14 protein-coding genes and 1 pseudogene are annotated in these 16,496 nt (G+C 70.2%); 12 read left to right on the forward strand and 3 right to left on the reverse strand.

The window, feature by feature from the left end:
- The coding region (locus EYW49_RS23615; RefSeq protein ID WP_265937400.1) for a hypothetical protein at positions 1-263 on the reverse strand (263 nt) is incomplete at its 3' end.
- Positions 255-1,272, reverse strand: a pseudogene (locus EYW49_RS13755) (MutS N-terminal domain-containing protein); the annotation flags it as partial. The pseudogene EYW49_RS13755 and the gene EYW49_RS23615, both read right to left, overlap by 9 nt.
- Positions 1,273-1,596: 324 nt before the next feature.
- Between EYW49_RS13755 and EYW49_RS13760 the strand changes: the two are divergent.
- Entirely contained in the window at positions 1,597-3,879 is a 2,283-nt protein-coding gene (locus EYW49_RS13760) for an NADP-dependent malic enzyme (RefSeq protein WP_131310164.1), read from the forward strand.
- 178 nt (positions 3,880-4,057) lie between these two features.
- Here EYW49_RS13760 and EYW49_RS23015 read toward each other — a convergent pair whose 3' ends face one another.
- Positions 4,058-4,231, reverse strand: coding sequence for a hypothetical protein (locus EYW49_RS23015; RefSeq protein ID WP_165498253.1), 174 nt, complete (start codon positions 4,229-4,231; stop codon positions 4,058-4,060).
- A gap of 284 nt (positions 4,232-4,515) precedes the next feature.
- On the opposite strand from EYW49_RS23015, the gene EYW49_RS13765 reads away from it, so the two are divergent.
- The 11 genes from EYW49_RS13765 (at position 4,516) to EYW49_RS13815 (ending at position 16,482) form a co-directional block, all read left to right on the forward strand.
- Positions 4,516-7,317, forward strand: coding sequence for a [protein-PII] uridylyltransferase (locus tag EYW49_RS13765; RefSeq protein WP_131310165.1), 2,802 nt, complete (start codon positions 4,516-4,518; stop codon positions 7,315-7,317).
- Positions 7,318-7,349: 32 nt separating this feature from the next.
- Positions 7,350-8,936 carry a murein biosynthesis integral membrane protein MurJ gene (gene murJ / locus EYW49_RS13770; protein WP_131310166.1) on the forward strand — a complete coding sequence of 529 codons (1,587 nt, stop codon included), beginning with the start codon at positions 7,350-7,352 and terminating at the stop codon, positions 8,934-8,936.
- Between the two features lie 48 nt (positions 8,937-8,984).
- On the forward strand, positions 8,985-10,046 hold the full coding sequence (trpS, locus tag EYW49_RS13775) for a tryptophan--tRNA ligase (RefSeq protein ID WP_131310167.1): 1,062 nt from the start codon (positions 8,985-8,987) through the stop codon (positions 10,044-10,046).
- A gap of 86 nt (positions 10,047-10,132) precedes the next feature.
- Positions 10,133-10,627 (forward strand): universal stress protein, encoded by a 495-nt coding sequence (locus EYW49_RS13780; RefSeq protein WP_131310168.1) that lies wholly within the window; start codon positions 10,133-10,135, stop codon positions 10,625-10,627.
- 82 nt (positions 10,628-10,709) lie between these two features.
- Positions 10,710-11,267 (forward strand): NifU family protein, encoded by a 558-nt coding sequence (locus tag EYW49_RS13785; RefSeq protein ID WP_131310169.1) that lies wholly within the window; start codon positions 10,710-10,712, stop codon positions 11,265-11,267.
- Positions 11,268-11,355: 88 nt separating this feature from the next.
- Positions 11,356-12,066, forward strand: coding sequence for a tRNA (adenosine(37)-N6)-threonylcarbamoyltransferase complex dimerization subunit type 1 TsaB (gene tsaB, locus EYW49_RS13790; RefSeq protein ID WP_131310170.1), 711 nt, complete (start codon positions 11,356-11,358; stop codon positions 12,064-12,066).
- Positions 12,067-12,098: 32 nt separating this feature from the next.
- Positions 12,099-12,593 (forward strand): GNAT family N-acetyltransferase, encoded by a 495-nt coding sequence (locus tag EYW49_RS13795; RefSeq protein ID WP_131310232.1) that lies wholly within the window; start codon positions 12,099-12,101, stop codon positions 12,591-12,593.
- Between the two features lie 123 nt (positions 12,594-12,716).
- Positions 12,717-13,091 carry a Fur family transcriptional regulator gene (locus EYW49_RS13800; protein WP_228259608.1) on the forward strand — a complete coding sequence of 125 codons (375 nt, stop codon included), beginning with the start codon at positions 12,717-12,719 and terminating at the stop codon, positions 13,089-13,091.
- Between the two features lie 4 nt (positions 13,092-13,095).
- Positions 13,096-13,878, forward strand: coding sequence for a lysophospholipid acyltransferase family protein (locus EYW49_RS13805; RefSeq protein ID WP_131310171.1), 783 nt, complete (start codon positions 13,096-13,098; stop codon positions 13,876-13,878).
- Between the two features lie 136 nt (positions 13,879-14,014).
- Complete coding sequence (miaB, locus tag EYW49_RS13810) at positions 14,015-15,412, forward strand: tRNA (N6-isopentenyl adenosine(37)-C2)-methylthiotransferase MiaB (protein WP_165498254.1); 1,398 nt, start codon at positions 14,015-14,017, stop codon at positions 15,410-15,412.
- Complete coding sequence (locus EYW49_RS13815; protein ID WP_228259609.1) at positions 15,409-16,482, forward strand: PhoH family protein; 1,074 nt, start codon at positions 15,409-15,411, stop codon at positions 16,480-16,482. Before miaB ends, EYW49_RS13815 begins: the two co-directional genes overlap by 4 nt.
- The last annotated feature ends 14 nt before the right edge of the window (positions 16,483-16,496 follow it).

Raw genomic sequence — 16,496 nt, forward strand, 5'->3', positions numbered from 1 at the left:
ACATAGGCGACGACGCCGGAGGCCGCCGCCAGCTCGGCCCGCGAGAACAACCCGAAGGCCTCGACCGTGGCGATCCCGAAATAGCCGGCGATGCGCGCTTCGGCGGTGGCGCCGTCGAACAGCGCGGCGGCCACCGGGGTCAGCGCGGCCCGTTCGCTCCGCCACAGCTCCTTGAGGTCGTCGCCCTCGAACAGTTTCTCCGACAGCACGATCTCGCGCGGCTCGATCCGGGCGATCTCGGCGGCGAGTTCGGCCGGCAGCACCGGCTGCGCGGCGAGAAGGCCGCCGACCGCGGTCGCCGCGGCGAGCCCGGCGCGGATCGCCCCGAGGTCGCGCGGGGACCCGCGCAACAGCCCGAGCCGGCCGAGCGGCCGCAGCATGTCGGAGGCCGCAGCGAGCCCATCGCGCAGCCGCCGGCGCAGGCTGGCGTCGTCGAGGAGGAAGGCGACCGCGTCGGCCCGCGCGCCGATCACCGAAAGATCGGTCGACGGGCCGGCCAGCCGTTCGGCGAGCAGCCGCTGACCGGCGGCGGTCACCGTCCGGTCGATCGCCGCGACCAGCGAGCCGCGCCGTTCGCCCGACAGCGTGCGCAGAATCTCCAGATTGGCGCGGGTGCCGGGGTCGATCGACAGGCAGCCGCCGGCGCCGCCTTCGCCGCTGCGCTGCGGTGCCTCGAGCCGGGCGCGCAGGCCCTTCTGGGTCTTCTCGACATAGGCGACGACGCCGGAGGCCGCCGCCAGCTCGGCCCGCGAGAACAACCCGAAGGCCTCGACCGTGGCGATCCCGAAATAGCCGGCGATGCGCGCTTCGGCGGTGGCGCCGTCGAACAGCGCGGCGGCCACCGGGGTCAGCGCGGCCCGTTCGCTCCGCCACAGCTCCTTGAGGTCGTCGCCCTCGAACAGTTTCTCCGACAGCACGATCTCGCGCGGCTCGATCCGGGCGATCTCGGCGGCGAGCGGCCGGGTCCTCGAGCTGTTCGCACACCGCCACCCGGAAGCCCAGGGCGATCAGCCGCTGGAGATATTCGTCGGCGCGGTGGACCGGCACGCCGCACATCGGAATGTCCTCGCCGAGGTGCTTGCCGCGCTTGGTCAGCACGATCCCCAGCGCCCGCGAGGCCTCTTCGGCGTCGCGGAAGAACAGCTCGTAGAAGTCGCCCATGCGGTAGAACAGCAGGCTGTCCGGGTTGGCGGACTTGATCTCCAGATACTGTTCCATCACCGGCGACGGCCGCGGGTCGAAGGCGGCATCGCGGGTCGAGACGTCGGACATGGGCGGATTCCGAGGGGAGGGGACGGGAGCCGGCAGAATAGCAGATCGCTCGGTCACCGCGACCCCGTGTCGAGAAACCTCGGCGATCGTGCTCGGGCGCGCGGCGTTGCGAACCGATTTTTGCGACTCATGGATCGATTTGATGATGCCGCCGTCAACCGAGCGTAGTCGGCCCGACTTGAGCACGCAGCCTCGGGGCGACTATGGTGCGCGACCCTTCGCTCACGGTTCGCGGCGCGGGCAGGCGGGTCGTTCCCGCCTGTTCGACCGATCGTCGACCGCAAGAATCCAGAACATGCGGAGGATGCGCCCGGAGGCCCGAGAATGAGCGAAACCGAGAAGCCGACGACCAAGACCCGCATCGCCATCACCGATCAGGAAGCCCTGCAGTTCCACGCCCGCGGCCGCCCGGGCAAGTTCGAGATCATGCCGACCAAGCCGATGGCGACCCAGCGCGATCTGTCGCTGGCCTATTCGCCCGGCGTCGCCGCCCCGGTCCGCGCCATCGCCGACGATCCGAACACCGCCTACGACTATACGATCAAGGGCAACCTGATCGCCGTGATCACCAACGGCACCGCGATTCTCGGCATGGGCAACCTCGGCGCGCTCGCCTCCAAGCCGGTGATGGAAGGCAAGGCCGTCCTCTTCAAGCGCTTCGCCGACATCGATTCGATCGATCTGGAGATCGACACCCAGGACGTCGACGCCTTCGTCGCGGCGGTGCGTTATCTTGGTCCGTCGTTCGGCGGCATCAACCTGGAAGACATCAAGGCCCCCGACTGCTTCATCATCGAGAGCCGTCTGCGCGAGTTGATGGACATCCCGGTGTTCCACGACGACCAGCACGGCACCGCGATCATCTCGACCGCCGGCATCATCAACGCGCTGCATCTGACCGGCCGTTCGCTGAAGGACACCAAGCTGGTGTGCAACGGCGCCGGCGCCGCCGGCATCGCCTGCATCGAACTGCTCAAGGCGGTCGGCTTCTCGGCCGAGAACGTCATCCTCTGCGACACCAAGGGCGTGGTCTACAAGGGCCGCACCGACGGCATGAACCAGTGGAAGTCGGCCCATGCGGTCGAGACCGACAAGCGCAGCCTCGCCGAGGCGGTGGCCGGCGCCGACATCTTCTTCGGTCTCTCCGCCAAGGGTGCGTTGACCCCCGAGATGGTCGCCTCGATGGCGCCCAATCCGATCATCTTCGCCATGGCCAATCCCGATCCGGAGATCACCCCGGAAGAGGTCGCGGCGGTCCGCGACGACGCCATCGTCGCCACCGGCCGGTCGGACTACCCGAACCAGGTCAACAACGTCCTCGGCTTCCCCTACATCTTCCGCGGCGCCCTCGACGTCCGCGCCTCGACGATCAACGAGGAGATGAAGATCGCCGCGGCGCACGCCCTGGCCCGGCTGGCCCGCGAGGACGTTCCCGACGAGGTCGCCGCCGCCTATCGCGGCGTCCGCCCGAAGTTCGGCCCGCAGTACATCATCCCGGTGCCCTTCGATCCGCGCCTGATCTCCGAGATCCCGGTGGCGGTGGCCAAGGCGGCGATGGAGTCGGGCGTCGCCCGTCTGCCGATCGTCGACATGGAAGCCTATCGCCAGAGCCTGTCGGCGCGCCGCGATCCGGTCGCCGGCACCCTGCAGCGGATCTTCGCCAAGGTCCGCGCCCAGCCCAAGCGGGTGGTCTTCGCCGAAGGTGAAGAAGAGCAGGTCATCCGCGCCGCCGCGTCCTTCGCCAACCAAGGCCTCGGCACGCCGGTGCTGATCGGTCGTCGCGAGCGCATCCAGAAGATCGCCGAGGCTGCCGGCATCGACATCCACGAAGGTATGGACGTCATCAACATCGTCGATTCGCCGCGCCTCAAGGCCTACACCGACCACCTCTATGCCCGTCAGTGGCGCGACGGCTTCCTCCATCGCGACTGCGCCCGTCTGGTCCTCGACCGCAACTACTTCGCCTCGTCGATGGTGGCGCTCGGCGACGCCGACGCCATGGTGTCGGGCACCACCCGTCACTTCCACTCGGTGCTCGCCGACGTCCGCCGGGTCATCGATCCCCGGCCCGACCATCGCGTCATCGGCCTGTCGCTGGTGCTCGCCCGTGGCCGTACCGTGCTCATCGCCGACACCGCGATCCACGAATCGCCGTCGGGCGAGCAGCTCGCCTACATCGCCGAAGAAGCGGCGCGCGCCGCCCGCCGTCTCGGCTACGAGCCGCGGGTCGCGTTGTTGGCCTTCTCCAACTTCGGTCAGCCGCCGGGCGAGCGCACCACCCGCGTCAAGGAGGCGGTGGCCATCCTCGAGCGGCGCAAGGTCGACTTCGAGTTCGACGGCGAGATGTCGGCCGACGTCGCCCTCGATCCGGCCCGCATGGCGGCCTATCCGCTGTGCCGCCTCAAGGGCCCGGCCAACGTCCTGGTGATGCCCGGCTTCCACGCCGCGCAGATCTCGTCGAGCATGGTCGAAGTGCTGGGCGGCTCGATGGTCATCGGTCCGCTGGTGGTCGGCTTCGAGAAGTCGGTGCAGATCGTCCAACTCGGCGCCAATGATCGCGAGCTGGTCTACATGGCCGCCCTCGCGGCTTATGACGTCAACGGGTGAGACACGGTCGGATCTCCGCCTTCGGGCGGAGATCCGACGCCGAAGTCCGGTGGACTTCGGCGAGTGACGAACGCCCGGCGCCCCCGCGCCGGGCCGGAGGAGCAGCGGTCCAATCTCCGCGCGTCCGGTGAGAAGCGGACCGGTCGGCGCCCCCGCGCCGCCCGCCTCCGTCCTCCGCTCAGCTGCGCCGCTGCGTCCGCAGGCCGTCGGCGGTCATCGCCAGGAGCGCCGTGAAGGCGAGGGCGACGCCGATCAGCGCGCCGACGATCAGGGCCGGATAGCCGAACAGTACCACCGCGCCGACGAAGGCGACGACGAGGCCGAGCAGCACCGTCGAGACGAGATAGATCATGGCAGGTCCTCGAGAACGCGCGCCGGCGATGGTCCGGACACCGCGCCGTCCGCGCTGGCCGCTCCGCCGGGTCCCCGCGTCGCCGGCGACGGCCGCGGCGGGGCAGGGCCGCCTGATATCTCAATAAGTAGTTGCCCGTAAATGCCCGACGTGATTCCTTTCGCATCGCGGTGAAGAAACGGGCAAGAGCGATTGTCACCCCGCGGCGGATCTGCGATGGAAACCGCGCCGGGGGAGGGCTAGGCTGCCCCATCGATTTCGCCCTCGCAGGAGACTCGCGGTAGATGAGCGTTCCGAAGCGTTTCGAGGGACTGATCGATTCCGACGGCCTGCGGGTCCGTCTCGATGCGCTGGTCACCGAGGGGGTCGACGGCGGCAATCCGGCGGTGCGCTCCAAGGTGCTGGCGGTGCTCAAGGAAGTCCGGCTGGCCAGCCGCGACAAGGTCCAGGCCCTGCTGCTCGCCGATCGCCGTGGCGTGCGCTGCGCCGAGCGCCTGTCCTTCGTCCAGGATGCGCTGATCCGGGCGATCTACGACTTCGCCGTCCGCCACGTCTATCCGGTGGTCAACGCCTCCTCGGCCGAGCGCATGGCGGTGACCGCGGTCGGCGGCTACGGCCGCGCCACCCTGGCGCCCGGCTCCGACATCGATCTCCTGTTCCTCTTGCCCTACAAGCAGACCCCCTGGGGCGAGAGCGTCGTCGAATACATCCTCTACATGCTGTGGGACCTCGGCCTGAAGGTCGGTCACGCCACCCGCAACGTCGAGGAATGTGTGCGCCTGTCGCGCTCCGACCTGACCATCCGCACCGCCATTCTGGAGGCCCGCTTCATCTGGGGCGACCGGCCGCTGTTCGACGATCTGGCGCTGCGCTTCGACCGCGACGTGGTCCAGGGCACCGGCCGCGACTACATCGCCGCCAAGCTCGCCGAGCGCGACGAGCGCCACAAGCGCCAGGGCATGAGCCGCTATCTGGTCGAGCCCAACATCAAGGAGGGCAAGGGCGGCCTGCGCGACCTCCAGACCCTGTTCTGGATCGCCAAATACTTCTACCGGGTCAAGGACACCGCCGATCTGATCGGCGCCGGGGTGTTCTCCAAGCCCGAGTACCAGCGCTTCCAGCGCTGCGACGACTTCCTGTGGGGCATCCGCTGCCACATGCACTTCGCCACCGGCCGGGCCGAGGAGCGCCTGTCCTTCGACCTCCAGCGCGAGATCGCCGCTCGGCTGGGCTATGTCGAGAAGGCCGGCCTGCGCGCCGTCGAGCGCTTCATGAAGCACTATTTCCTGGTCGCCAAGGACGTCGGCGACCTGACCCTGATCTTCTGCTCGGCGCTCGAGGAGGAGCACGTCAAGCAGACGCCGGCGCTCAACCGCTTCCTCGACCGCTTCACCCGCCGCCGCCGCCGCAAGGCCCAGGGCGAGGGCACGCCCTTCATCCTCGACCATGCCCGCATCAACGTCGCCGGCCCCGACGTGTTCTCGCGCGATCCGGTCAATCTGATCCGCATCTTCCACGAGGCCGATCGCGCCGACGTCGACTTCCATCCCGACGCGCTGCGGCTGATGACCCGCTCGCTGCGCCTGATCGACGACGATGTGCGCAACGACGCCGTCGCCAACGCCCTGTTCCTCGACATCGTCGCCTCGCGCAACGACCCCGAGCGGGTTCTCCGACGGATGAACGAGACCGGCGTGCTCGGCCGTTTCGTGCCGGATTTCGGCCGCATCGTCGCGATGATGCAGTTCAACATGTATCATCACTACACCGTCGACGAGCACCACCTGCGCTCGATCGGCGAACTCGCGGCGGTCGAGAAGGGCCGGCTGGCCGAGGAGATCCCGCTCGCCAGCGAGCTGATCCACGGCATCCAGAACCGCCGCGTGCTCTATGTCGCGCTGTTCCTCCACGACGTCGGCAAGGGCCGGATGGAGGATCACTCGCTGCTCGGCGGCAAGATCGCCCGCAAGCTCGGACCGCGCTTCGGCCTGACCCCGGCCGAGACCGAGACGGTCGCCTGGCTGGTCGAGAACCACCTGGTGATGTCGACCGTCGCCCAGGGCCGCGACCTCAACGATCGCCGCACCATCGAGACCTTCGCCGAGATCGTCCAGAGCCCCGAACGCCTGCGCCTGCTCCATTGCCTGACCGTCGCCGACATCCGCGCGGTCGGCCCCGGCGTGTTCAACGGCTGGAAGGGTCAGCTGCTGCGCACCCTCTATTACGAGACCGAACCCTATCTCGCCGGCGGCCATTCCCAGGTCACCCGCGATCAGCGCGTCGCCGCCGCCAAGCGCGAACTCACCGACAGCCTCGAAGGCTGGAGCGAGACCGAGAAGAAGGCCTATGTCGAGCGCCACTACGCGCCCTATTGGCTGCGGGTCGATCTGCCCCGCAAGATCGAACACGCCACCTTCATCCGCCAGGCGACCCGCGACCGCAAGTTGCTCGCCACCTCGGTGATCCCCCACGTCTTCGAGGGCGTCACCGAGATCACCGTGCTCGCCGACGACCATCCCCGCCTGCTCTCGGCGATCGCCGGGGCCTGCGCGGTGGCCGGCGCCAACATCGTCGACGCCCAGATCTACACCACCACCGACGGCCTCGCGCTCGACACGATCTTCGTCGGCCGCGAATTCGCCGACGACCACGACGAGCAGCGCCGCGGCCAGCGCGTCTCGGCGCTGATCGAGAAGACCCTGACCGGCGCCGAGCGTCTACCCGAGCAGGTCGAGCGCAAGATCGCCGGCCGCGCCCGCCTCAAGGCCTTCCAGATCCCCACCGACGTCATCGTCAACAACGCCTGGTCGGATCGCTTCACGGTGATCGAGGTCTCCGGCCTCGATCGGCCCGGGCTGCTCTACGACCTGACCCGCGAGATCTCCAACCTCAACCTCAACATCGCCTCGGCCCACATCGCCACCTTCGGCGAGCGCGCCGTCGACGTCTTCTACGTGACCGATCTGTTCGGCCACAAGGTCGACAGCCGGCCGCGCGAGCGCACCATCCACGAGCACCTGATGCGCGCCTTCGACGGCGTCGCCCAGGATCCCGGCCGCGGCGACGGACGTCGGCTGACCGCCTGAGCCGCCGCCGATCGCCACGGGAGCCCGACCGCATGAGCCTGGTGCGCAACGTCCTCACCGTCGGCGGCGCCACCCTGGCGAGCCGCGGCCTGGGCTTCGTGCGCGACACGATGATCGCCGCGGCGCTCGGCACCGGGCCGGTCGCCGACGCCTTCTTCGTCGCCTTCCGCCTGCCCAATCTGTTCCGCCGGCTGTTCGCCGAGGGCGCCTTCGCGTCGGGCTTCGTGCCGCTGCTGGTGCGCGCCCGCGACGAGGTCGGCGCCGCCGGCGCCCGCCGCTTCTCCGGCGCCGCGCTCGCGGTCCTGCTGGCGGTGGTGATCGCGGTGTCGCTGATCGCCGCGCTGGCCGCGCCGGCGCTGGTGCGCCTGCTCGCTCCCGGCTTCGTCGACGACCCCGCCAAGTTTGCCCTGACCGTCGACCTCACCCGCATCTGCTTTCCCTATCTCGGTTGCGTCTCGGTGGTCGCGCTGCTCGCCGGCGTGCTCGCCGCCGAGCGCCGCTTCCTCGCCGCAGCCTTGGCGCCGGTGCTGCTCAATCTGGTGTTCATCGCCGCGCTGATCGGCCTCGCGCTGGCCGGGCGCGCCCCCGGCCCCGCCGACGGTCGCGTGCTGGCGGTCGCGGTGGTGGTCGCCGGCGTCGTCCAGGTGGTCCTGCTGGCGATCGCCGTACTCGCCGCCGGCTCGACCCCCAACCTGCGCCGCCCCCTGTTCGACGATCGCCTGCGCCGCTTCGGCGCTCTCGCCGTGCCCGGACTGATCGCCGGGGGTCTCACCGAGATCAACGTGGTGGTCGCCACCATGATCGCCTCGGCCGAACCCGGCGCCGTCTCCTGGCTCTATTACGCCGACCGGCTCTATCAGCTGCCGCTCGGGGTGATCGGCATCGCCATCGGTCAGGTCCTGCTGCCGGAGATCGCCGTCGGGCTGTTCGATCCCGACCGGGCCCGCGCCGACGCCGTGCTGTCGCGGGCGCTCGAGGCGGCCCTCGCCCTGGCCCTGCCGGCGGCGGTGGCGCTGTGGGTGCTCGCCGGGCCGATCACCGTGGTGCTGTTCCAGCGCGGGGCCTTCGGCGCCGGCGACGCGGTCGAGACCACCCGCGCCATGGCCGCCCTGGCGCTCGGCCTGCCCGGCTTCGTGCTGGTCAAGGTGTTCTCGCCGGCCTTCTACGCCCGCGAGGACACCCGCCTGCCGATGGCCGTCGGCGGCGTCGCGGTGGCGGTCAACGTCGCCCTGGCGCTGGCCTTCTTTCCCTTCGTCGGCTGGATCGCCGTGCCGGTCGCCACCGCCGCTGCCGGCTGGATCAATGCCGCGCTGCTGGCGGCGATCCTGATCCGCCGCGGCCATTGGCGGATCGACGCGACGCTCGCCCGCCGGGTCCCGCGATTGGCCGTTGCGGCGACGGCGATGGGGCTGGTGGTGGCGATCGGGGGCGATCTCGGCGCCGATCTGCTCGCCGCCGCCCGTCCGCTCGCCGTCAAGGGGGCGACCCTCGCCGTCCTGGTCGCGCTCGGTCTCGCCGTCCACGGCGGCCTGATCGTCGCGCTCGGAGTGGTCGATCGCCGCACCTTCCGTCGCCGCAGGGCCGATCCGCCTTGCCCGACGCCGACGGATGCCGCATAACCCGGCCAACCTCCGCACGGAGGATCGAGCCACCCGGGATCCCGTGTCATGACCGAACCGACCGCCGCCGCCTTCGAACCCCGCGTCTTCTCCGGGGTCCAGCCGACCGGCAACCTGCACCTCGGCAACTACCTCGGCGCCATTCTCAAATTCGTCGAGATGCAGAAGTCGTTCGATTGCGTCTATTGCGTCGTCGACATGCACGCGATCACCCAGCCGATCAGCGTCTGGGGCGGCCCCAAGGAACTGGTGCGCAACACCCGGGAAGTGACCGCGGCCTTCCTCGCCGCCGGCATCGATCCGACCAGGCACGTCGTCTTCAACCAGAGCCGGGTCGACCAGCACGCCGAACTCGCTTGGGTGTTCAACTGCGTCGCCCGCATCGGCTGGATGAACCGGATGACGCAGTTCAAGGACAAGGCCGGCAAGGACCGCGAGAACGCCTCGCTCGGCCTGCTCGCCTATCCCTCGCTGATGGCCGCCGACATTCTGCTGTACAAGGCGACCCACGTGCCGGTCGGCGAGGATCAGAAGCAGCACCTCGAGCTGACCCGCGACATCGCCCAGAAGTTCAACAACGACTTCGCCGAATCGATCGCCGAACAGGGGTTCGGCGACGCCTTCTTCCCGCTCACCGAGCCGCTGATTCAGGGCCCGGCGACCCGGGTGATGTCCTTGCGCGACGGCACCAAGAAGATGTCGAAGTCGGATCCCTCCGACCTCAGCCGCATCAACCTGACCGACGACCGCGACACCATCGCCCAGAAGCTGCGCAAGGCGAAGACCGATCCGGAGCCGCTGCCGAGCGAGGTCGAGGGTCTCGCCGGCCGTCCCGAGGCCGACAATCTGGTCGGCATCTACGCCGCCCTGTCCGGCCGTGCCGCGGCCGACGTGCTCGGCGAATTCGGTGGCGGTCAGTTCTCGACCTTCAAGTCGGCGCTGACCGATCTGGCGGTCGACAAGCTCGGCCCGATTGGCGGCGAGATGAAGCGGCTGGTCGCCGATCCCGCCCATATCGACGCGGTGCTCGCCGCCGGCGCCGACCGTGCCCGGGCGATCGCCGCCCCGGTGATGAACGCCGTCAAGGACATCCTCGGCTTCCTGCGGTGAGCGACGGCTGGGGCGGGGCGGCCTCCGCCGTCCCCTCGACGTCTTCGGCCTTGCCTGCGGTGGCCGGGAGTGGCAGCCTCGGGCCCATGGCGATGAGACGCAAGGCCCTCGAGGCCGGACATCGACGCAAGTTCCTGGTGGTCGTCGACGACACCCCCGAATGCGATCGGGCGGTGGTCTTCGCGACCCTGCGCGCCTCCCATACCGACGGCGGTCTGGTGCTGCTCTACGTCGTCGACGATTCCGACTTTCGCGGCTTCCTCGGGGTCGAGCAGACCATGCGCGCCGAGGCGCGGGCCGAGGCCGAGACGGTGCTCGAGGCGGTCGCCGCCCGCGTTCAGGAGATCGCCGCGGTCACCCCGGAACGGGTCCTGCGCGAGGGCGAACGCGCCGCGGCGGTGCTCGCCCTGATCGAGGCCGACGAGGACGTGGCGGTTCTGGTGCTCGCCGCCGGCACCGACTCCGACGGGCCGGGACCGCTGGTCGCCTCGCTGGCGGGACGTGCCTCCGGACATTTCCCGATTCCCATCACCATCGTTCCCGGCCATCTCTCCGACGCCGAAATCGCCGCGGTCGCCTGACCGTCTCTGGACGCGGAGCCCGCGGCGTATTATCTGCCACCTGTCGTCCGGCTCGGGCCTTGACCCCGAGAGAGGAGAATCGATGTTCATCGAGACCGAAGTCACCCCCAATCCCGCCACTCTGAAGTTCGTGCCCGGCCGTGCCGTGCTCGCCGAAGGCAGCCGCGAGTTCCGCGACCGCACCGCCGCCGCCGCTTCGCCGCTCGCCGAGCGCCTGTTCGAGATCGACGGCGTCACCGCCGTGTTTCTCGGCGCCGACTTCGTCGCCGTCACCAAGGACGGGCCGGAGTGGCAGCACCTCAAGCCGGCGATCCTCGGCACGATCATGGAGCACTTCCTGTCCGGCGCGCCGATTCTCGCGCCCGGCGACGCCGAAGTCGCGGCGGCCGGCACCTGGTCGGAGGCCGACGCCCGCGTCGTCGCCACCATCAAGGAACTGCTCGACACCCGGGTCCGCCCGGCGGTGGCCGCCGACGGCGGCGACATCACCTTCGCCCGCTACGAGGACGGCGTGGTGTGGCTGACCATGCGCGGCGCCTGCGCCGGCTGTCCGTCCTCGACCGCCACCTTGCGCAACGGCGTCCAGAATCTCCTCAAGCACTTCGTCCCGGAAGTGCGCGAGGTCCGCGCCGCGTCGTGATGCCGCGGGGCTCCGCCCCGCACCGGACCCCGATGCCCGACCATTTTCGCAGAGATCGGGAGCGGGGCCCCGGTGTAGGTAAGGGTCCATGATTCTTCTCGCCGTCGACACCGCCCTCGCCGCCTGTTCCGCCGCCGTCGCCCACCGCGACGGCGAAGGCGTGTCGGTGACCGCGCGCGGCGAGGTCATCGGCCGCGGCCACGCCGAGCGGCTGATGGCGGTGATCGCCGCGGCGACCGAGGCCGCCGGCGTCACGCTCGCCGAGGTCGAGGCCTTCGCCGTCACCGTCGGCCCCGGCAGTTTCACCGGCCTCCGCGTCGGGGTCGCCGCGGTGCGCGGCTTCGCGCTGGCCACCGGCCGGCCGGCGCTGGCGATCGGCACCCTCGAGGCGCTCGCCGCCGAGGCCGCCCTCGCCCGGCCCGGCCGCTCGATTCTCGCCGTCCTCGACGCCCGCAAGGACGAGGTCTACGTCCAATCCTTCGATGCCGCCGGTGCTCCCCTCGACGCCCCGGCGGTGGCGACCCGCACCGCCGCGGCGGCCCGCGCCGTCGCCCTCGACGCGGTGCTGATCGGCTCCGGCGCGCTGCCGATCGTCGCGCTCGAACCGCGGCTGGAGATCGCCGGCCCCCAGGATTTCGCGGCGATCGAGACCATCGCCCATCTGGCGTTCGCCCGATTCGACGCCGGCGCCTTCGTGTCGCCGCGCCCGCTCTACCTGCGTCCGCCCGACGCCAAGCCGCAGACCGCGGCTCGGCTGGCGCGTCTGACGCCGACCCGGCCGGGGGAGGTCCGCGCGTGACCTTCGGCTGGTGGGCCTTCGACTTCTGGCAGATGGCGCTCGACTACTGGACAGGCCCGCTGGTGGTGACCGACGAGGCCTGGGCCGAGGACACCCGCCGCCTCGCCGAGATCCATGCCGCGGCCTTTCCCGGCGCCGCCTGGAGCGCCGAGGACCTCTCGGCGCTGCTGCGCGAGGAGCCGGTGTTCGGTCTGGTCGCCCGCCGCGCGAATGTCTTCGGCACCCGCGCGCCGGTCGGCTTCGTGCTCGCCCGCGCCGTCGCCGGCGAGGCCGAGATTCTGACCGTCGCGGTCGATCCCGCCCACCGCCGCCGCGGCGTCGCCCGCGGCCTGATGGAGCAGGTGCTGCGCCGTCTCTACCGCGAACGGATCGAGGCGGTGTTCCTCGAAGTCGACGCCGGCAACGTCGCCGCGGTCGCCCTCTATCGCCGTCTGGCCTTCGCCAAGGTCGGCGAACGACGCGGATACTACGCCCAAGGCAGCGTTCCCGGTGCGACCGCGCTTGTCATGCGGGCGGATCTTCGTTAATCGCCTCACAGGACGACTCCCAACTGCGTGAGGTGGACCTTGAGCCCGGCGAAAGTCCCCCCTGCCGACTCCGCGGAAGACGAAGCGAACCTCGAGGATCGTTGCGTCGTGGCCGGGATGCGCATGACCGATCAGCGCCGGGTGATCGCCCGGGTGATCGAACAGGCCGTCGACCATCCCGACGTCGAAGAACTGCATCGCCGCGCCGCGGCGATCGATCGCCGCATCTCGATCTCGACGGTCTATCGCACCGTCAAATTGTTCGAGGACAGCGGCATCATCGAGCGTCACGACTTTCGCGACGGCCGCTCGCGCTACGAGACCGTCTCCGAGGATCATCACGATCATCTGATCGACCTGCGTTCCGGCAGGGTGATCGAATTCCGGTCGACCGACATCGAGAAGCTGCAGGAGTTCGTCGCGCGCGAGCTCGGCTATCGGCTGGTCGACCATCGACTGGAACTCTACGGCGTTCCGCTCGACGACGAGAAATCGTGACGTCATGATTCGTGTGGTCGCCGTCCTCGCCCTCCTCCGGCTCGCGGCGATCACCGTGGCGGCGCTTCCCGTCCAGTGGGTCGCGCTGCGGCTCGGATCGTCGCTCGCCGACCGCTTGCCGGTGTGGTGGCATCGCCGGGCGCTCGCCACCCTCGGCGTCCGGGTCACACCCCGCGGCACGCCGTCGAGCGAACGGCCGCTGCTGATCACCGCCAACCACGCCTCCTGGCTCGACATCTCGGTGATCGGCTCGCTCGGGCCGGTGTCCTTCGTCGCCAAATCGGAGGTCGCGACCTGGCCGGTGTTCGGGCTGCTCGCCAAACTCCAGCGCTGCGTCTTCGTCGACCGTACCCGCCGCAGCGCCACCGGCCGCACCGCCGGCGAGCTCGGCGACCGGCTCGCCGCCGGCGACCCCATGGTGCTGTTTCCCGAAGGCACCTCGTCGCCCGGCGACGGCGTCCTGCCGTTCCGCTCGGCGCTGCTCGGCGCCGCCCGCGCCGCGATTCTCGACAGCGGTCACACCCGGGTGGTGGTCCAGCCGATGGCGGTGGTCTACACCCGCATCGGCGGCATGCCGATCGGCCGCGCCGACCGCCACCGCGTCGCCTGGTACGGCGACATGGACCTCATCGGCCACCTGTGGGGGGTGTGCATCGCCGGCGGTCTCGACGTCGAAGTGGTATGGGGCGAGCCGCAGATCTTCGAGGCGACCACCGACCGCAAGGCGCTCGCCGCGACGCTCGAGACCAGCGTCCGCGACCAGCTCCGCGCCGTGTTGCGGCCGTGACCGCCCGCCCGGCTATTCCCGGGGCCGCCGATCCGCGCTAGATCTGATCCGAACCGCGAGAGATTCCGCGGCGGGCGGCGATGCGATGCGTCGCGCGACCCTCCGCTGCGCCCGAGAGACCCTTGAACGAGTGACGATGAACGAACCCAAGAAAGTCTTCGTGAAGACCTGGGGCTGCCAGATGAACGTCTACGATTCCGATCGTATGACCGACACGCTGGCGCCCGGCGGCTGGGAGGAGACGTCGACCGTCGAGGACGCCGATCTGGTCATCCTCAACACCTGCCACATCCGCGAGAAGGCCGCCGAGAAGGTGTTCTCCGAGCTCGGCCGCATCCGCCGGGTCAAGGAGGCCCGGGCGCTGCGCGGCGAGACGATGGTGGTCGGGGTCGCCGGCTGCGTCGCCCAGGCCGAAGGCGTCGAGATCGCCCGCCGCGCCCCCGTCGTCGACATGGTGTTCGGCCCGCAGAGCTATCACCGCCTGCCCGATCTGATCGATCGCGTCGCCGCCGGCGCCCGGGTGGTCGAGACCGAATTCCCGGTCGAGGACAAGTTCGACCACCTCGCCCCGGCCTCGCGCGAGCGCACCGTCGCCCGCGGCCTCACCGCCTTCCTGACCGTGCAGGAGGGCTGCGACAAGTTCTGCACCTTCTGCGTGGTGCCCTACACCCGCGGTTCGGAGACCTCGCGGCCCGTCGACCGCATCGTCGCCGAGGCCGAGCGGCTGGCCGACGCCGGGGTCCGCGAGGTCACCCTGCTCGGCCAGAACGTCAACGCCTATCACGGGCCCGGCCCCGACGGCGCCGCCTGGAGCCTCGCCCGGCTGCTGCGCCGCCTCGCCGAGATCCCCGTCCTCGCCCGGCTGCGCTACACCACCAGCCATCCCCGCGACATGGGCGACGATCTGATCGAGGCCCACCGCGATCTGCCGGCGCTGATGCCCTATCTGCATCTGCCGGTGCAGTCCGGCTCCGACCGCATCCTCGCGGCGATGAACCGCCGCCACCGCCGCGACGACTATCTGCGGCTGGTCGAGCGCATCCGCGCCGCCCGCCCCGACATCGCCCTGTCCGGCGACTTCATCGTCGGCTTCCCCGGCGAGACCGAGGCCGACTTCGCCGCGACCCTCGAGCTGATCGAAGCGGTCGGCTACGGCTCGGCCTTCTCGTTCAAATATTCGCCCCGCCCCGGCACCCCGGCGGCGGCCGAGGCCGACCAGATCGCGGAGAGCGTCAAGGTCGAGCGCCTCGCCCGGCTCCAAGCGCTGATCGATCGTCAGACCCGCGACTTCAACCTGTCACGTCTGGGCATGACCATGGACGTGCTGCTGGAGAAGCCGGGCCGTCGCCCCGGTCAGCTCGCCGGCCGCTCGCCCTGGCTCCAGGCGGTCCATCTCGACGCCCCCGTCGACCTCCTCGGGACCATCGTCCCGGTGCGCATCGACGCGGTGATGACCTACTCGCTCTCCGCCGTGCGGCTCGACGCACCGGCGCCGTCGTCCCGTCCGGTCGCAGCCCTCGGAGGTGTCAGGTGACAGAAGTGCAGGTGCCGTCGAATCCGCCCAACCCGGTGACGGGCCACGCCTCCGACCTGACCCACGTCGTCCTCGCCTTCGACGACAACCGGCTGATCGGCGATCTCTACGGCGAATTCGATCAGAATCTCGCCGAGATCGAGCGCCGCCTCAAGGTCACGGTGATCGCCCACGGCAATCAGGTCACGGTGAAGGGCGGCCATGACGCCTGCGACCGCGCCCGCCAGGTGCTCGAGAGCCTGTGGGAACGCCTCCAGGACGGCCACGAGGTCCACATCGGCGACGTCGACGGCGCCATCCGCATGTCCGAGGCCGAGGCCGAACAGCTGCCGCTGCCGACCCTCGAGCCCAAGGCCCGCTTCACCCCGGCCCAGATCTCGACCCGACGCAAGACCGTCTCGGCCCGCACCCCGGCCCAGGACGCCTATGTCCGCGCCATGGGTCGTGCCGATCTGGTGTTCGGCATCGGCCCGGCCGGTACCGGCAAGACCTATCTGGCGGTGGCCTATGCCGCCGCCCTGATCGAACGCGGCGACGTCGACCGGCTGATCCTGTCGCGTCCGGCGGTGGAGGCCGGCGAACGCCTCGGCTTCCTGCCCGGCGACATGAAGGAGAAGGTCGATCCCTACCTGCGCCCGCTCTACGACGCGCTCTACGACATGATGCCGGCCGAGAAGGTCGAACGCGGCCTGCAGTCGGGCATGATCGAGGTGGCGCCGCTCGCCTTCATGCGCGGCCGCACCCTGTCCAACGCCGTGGTCCTGCTCGACGAGGCGCAGAACTGCACCACCATGCAGATGAAGATGTTCCTGACCCGCCTCGGCGAGAATTCGCGGATGATCGTCACCGGCGACCCGACCCAGGTCGACCTGCCGCCCGGGGTCAAGTCCGGCCTCGTCGACGCCCTGGAGATCCTCGCCGACGTCGAGGGCATGATCCGGGTCAACTTCACCGACAAGGACGTGGTCCGCCACGAGCTGGTCGCCCGCATCGTCAAGGCCTACGACGACGTCTCCCGCACCCGTCTCGCCGACGAGCGCGATCGTCGCGGGGAGGGCCGTCCCCGGTGATTGCGCCGAACCCC

The organism is Siculibacillus lacustris, from assembly GCF_004328075.1.
In the GTDB taxonomy this organism is placed as follows: Bacteria; Pseudomonadota; Alphaproteobacteria; order Rhizobiales; family Ancalomicrobiaceae; genus Siculibacillus; species Siculibacillus lacustris.

Excerpts from the sequence above, each read along its gene's own strand:
- EYW49_RS13805 (WP_131310171.1), top strand. The coding sequence starts at position 13,096 with ATGATTCGTGTGGTCGCCGTCCTCGCCCTCCTCCGGCTCGCGGCGATC.
- EYW49_RS13780 (WP_131310168.1), top strand. The coding sequence starts at position 10,133 with ATGGCGATGAGACGCAAGGCCCTCGAGGCCGGACATCGACGCAAGTTC.
- trpS (WP_131310167.1), top strand. The coding sequence starts at position 8,985 with ATGACCGAACCGACCGCCGCCGCCTTCGAACCCCGCGTCTTCTCCGGG.
- murJ (WP_131310166.1), top strand. The coding sequence starts at position 7,350 with ATGAGCCTGGTGCGCAACGTCCTCACCGTCGGCGGCGCCACCCTGGCG.
- EYW49_RS13800 (WP_228259608.1), top strand. The coding sequence starts at position 12,717 with ATGACCGATCAGCGCCGGGTGATCGCCCGGGTGATCGAACAGGCCGTC.
- miaB (WP_165498254.1), top strand. The coding sequence starts at position 14,015 with ATGAACGAACCCAAGAAAGTCTTCGTGAAGACCTGGGGCTGCCAGATG.
- EYW49_RS13785 (WP_131310169.1), top strand. The coding sequence starts at position 10,710 with ATGTTCATCGAGACCGAAGTCACCCCCAATCCCGCCACTCTGAAGTTC.
- tsaB (WP_131310170.1), top strand. The coding sequence starts at position 11,356 with ATGATTCTTCTCGCCGTCGACACCGCCCTCGCCGCCTGTTCCGCCGCC.
- EYW49_RS23015 (WP_165498253.1), bottom strand. The coding sequence starts at position 4,231 with ATGATCTATCTCGTCTCGACGGTGCTGCTCGGCCTCGTCGTCGCCTTC.
- EYW49_RS13795 (WP_131310232.1), top strand. The coding sequence starts at position 12,099 with ATGGCGCTCGACTACTGGACAGGCCCGCTGGTGGTGACCGACGAGGCC.
- EYW49_RS13765 (WP_131310165.1), top strand. The coding sequence starts at position 4,516 with ATGAGCGTTCCGAAGCGTTTCGAGGGACTGATCGATTCCGACGGCCTG.
- EYW49_RS13760 (WP_131310164.1), top strand. The coding sequence starts at position 1,597 with ATGAGCGAAACCGAGAAGCCGACGACCAAGACCCGCATCGCCATCACC.